A 2,681-nucleotide genomic window follows, 5' to 3' on the forward strand; every position below is an offset into this window, starting at 1 on the left:
GCCGGCATACGAGTTAGGCTCCGGTCTCGTGGGCTCGGAGATGTGTATAAGAGACAGTCCCTGCGCCGGTCACGGCGGGCCACACCCTCGCCGTGGTCCAGCTCCGTCCGCCGCTGACAGCGACCGGATGCGCGTCCGGGCCGGCGGTGCGGTCCGGTGGGCCGACGTTGTCGTGGTCCAGCTCCGCGCGTGCGGTCACGGTGGGCGGCCCATCGTCGTCGTGGTCCGGGTCCGCTCGGCTGGTCGCGGCGGGCCTTGTCGTGGTTCAGTCCGCCCGGCTGGTCGCGGCGGGCGAACCTTCGTCGGGGGCAGGTCCGCTCATTGCGCTCTTTCGTGGTCCGGGTCCGTTCGTGCCGCCGGTGCCGGGGCCGGTTCGCTCGTCCCGTCCGGCGTGGTTCGGCGGCTGGCTGGTCGGTTCGGGCGTGTCGGCGGGGGCTACGTTGTCCGAGAGGTTGATACCTCTGAGTCATCAATATGCCGCTGAGGTATCACGCTCGTTCCTCCGTGACCCCACCGGCACGAGGGCGCCCGATGGGATCCCGACCGGTTGGGATGGAACTTCAGCGGGCGGTCCGGACATTCCGCGCGTCAGGCTTCGTGGGCGTGCGGGCCCTGTCGTCGTTTCGCCGATGTGGCGGTGTCGACCCGTCCGGGATAGCCCCATATCGGCGACACGGTGTCGATCACGCCGTCCGGCCCGTCGGCCGGGCTGGTGGTTCGACCCGTGAGTGGGGTGCTTGTCGGGTTTGGGGGTGTGACCGGCGGCATCCCGGTGGTGGAATCGGGGCCGGGTCGGGGGCGTTACATCATGCGGACGATCGAGCAAGGGCACGCCGCCGCGCACAGCCGGCCCCGAGGCCCGTGGGCCCGGCGGAATGGTGGCGGGCGGCCGGTCGTTACATCCCCCGGCGATCGCAGCAACGGTCCCGCCGGCATCCGCCGGATGAGGGTCGTGGCCCCGGAATGATGGGGTGCTGGCGGTCGTTACATCCCCCAGCGATCGCAGCAACGGTCCCGCCCGGCAGAGCCGGGTGAGGGTTCCGGCCCCGGAATGATGGTGGGCTGGCGGTCGTTACACACAGTCCGGCACCGCGCAGGGCACCCCCGCCCCGCAGGTTCGGCCGGGCATCTGGCACCAGGGCATCCCCCGCCCGCGAGTGTGTCGAGTGGTTCTTTCCCCCGAGTCTTTTCTGAGCGCCTGATGGTGCTTGCGCTGCTGTGGCCCGTCCCCCTTGGGTTTGGTGGCGTCATCCCCCGAAGGAGCTTTGTGATGAACACGATCATGCGTAAGAGCGTTCTGGGTATTGCTGGTCTGGCCTTCGCCGGTGGCATCTTCGCCGGCCCCGCCACGAACGCTGAGGCCGCGTCGGTTGAGTCGGTGAAGCCGGTCGCCGTGGTGCAGGCTGACAAGCCGGGTGTCGACAAGGCGAAGCTGATTCCGCATGGTGTGCAGGGTGAGCAGTCGCGCATCGACCTCGACTCTGAGCAGGTTGCGAACGTGAAGGCGATCATCGCGGCGACGAAGAAGTCCGACATGGACGAGCGCGCCGCCGTGGTGGCGATCGCGACCGCGCTGCAGGAGTCGAAGCTGGAGAACCTGGGTCACCTGGGTGACCGGAATGACCATGACTCGCAGGGTCTGTTCCAGCAGCGCCCGTCGAGCGGTTGGGGCACGGTGGAGCAGATCACCGACCCCGAGTACTCGACCAAGGCGTTCCTGAAGGGCCTCAAGCAGGTCGACGGCTGGCAGGACATGCCGCTGACCAAGGCCGCCCAGACCGTGCAGGTGTCGGCCTACCCGTTCCACTACGCCCAGTGGGAGCAGCAGGCCGCCGACCTCGTCGCCGAGCACTGGAACAACTGACCCAACCCAACAGACAGCACTGACTTTCCTCATAGGGGGACTGCTGGCCGACACCCAACGGGTGTCGGCCAGCAGCACATCCACCACCGGCAGGGCCAGCACCCCACCACGGGTGCCGGCCCTGCGGCATACCCGGACTCGGGCCGGCCCCCGATCGCGGGCGCTGGCCAGCGATGTCTTCCCAGCAGACCGACCGACACCTGCCACCGGCGGCCTGGCGCAGATCTTGGACAGTTACCGTCCGCCGCGAACCGAAACTGCCCAAGATCTCGACCAACGGCCCGCACACCCACGCGGACAGCGCGAGGCACCGACCCGACGACCGCGACCGGCGGTCGAGGCTCGACCGGGACAGGGGTGTGGCCCGCCGTGCCCGGCGCAGGGATCAAGCCTGACCGCCCGGAGCCGGGCACGGCGGGCCACACCCCAAACCGCGCCCCCGACGCACCAGGCCACAGCCCCGACCACCGCAACATCGGCGCCCGAAGGCCCGGCCGACGGACGATGCCGTGCAGCCAAGGGGTGCGGGCGGCCGACCGCCACCCGGCACGAAACCAGTCCAGCAAGCGGGAACAACCCGACCCACTACCCGGTTGAGACCAGTGTCGGTGTGATTCAGTGTCCCCGGGCCTCACCTCTATAGCCTTCGCGGAATACCGTCCGGCTGGAGCCGCGTCGCGCCACTCGCCGAGAGGCGACCTGCACACCGACACCCCAGCGCCGCCCCCGCAGCCCACAAGGCCGCGGGGGCGGCGCTGTCTCCGGGACGTGAAGATCGGTCAGAGTGGTCGCGAACGGGCGTCGGCTGGCCTATGTT

General features: G+C 69.7%; 1 protein-coding gene. It reads left to right on the top strand.

Features of this window, described 5'->3' with window-relative positions:
* Positions 1–1,270: 1,270 nt before the first annotated feature.
* A complete protein-coding gene (locus tag DLJ47_RS34080; RefSeq protein WP_109906328.1) occupies positions 1,271–1,864 on the top strand; it encodes a hypothetical protein in 594 nt (197 codons plus the stop codon).
* The last annotated feature ends 817 nt before the right edge of the window (positions 1,865–2,681 follow it).

This window comes from Micromonospora sp. S4605, assembly GCF_003176715.1.
Lineage (GTDB): Bacteria > Actinomycetota > Actinomycetes > Mycobacteriales > Micromonosporaceae > Micromonospora > Micromonospora echinaurantiaca.

What these genes read in the sequence shown, in the direction of transcription:
- DLJ47_RS34080 (WP_109906328.1), top strand. Translation starts at nt 1,271, where the DNA reads ATGAACACGATCATGCGTAAGAGCGTTCTGGGTATTGCTGGTCTGGCC.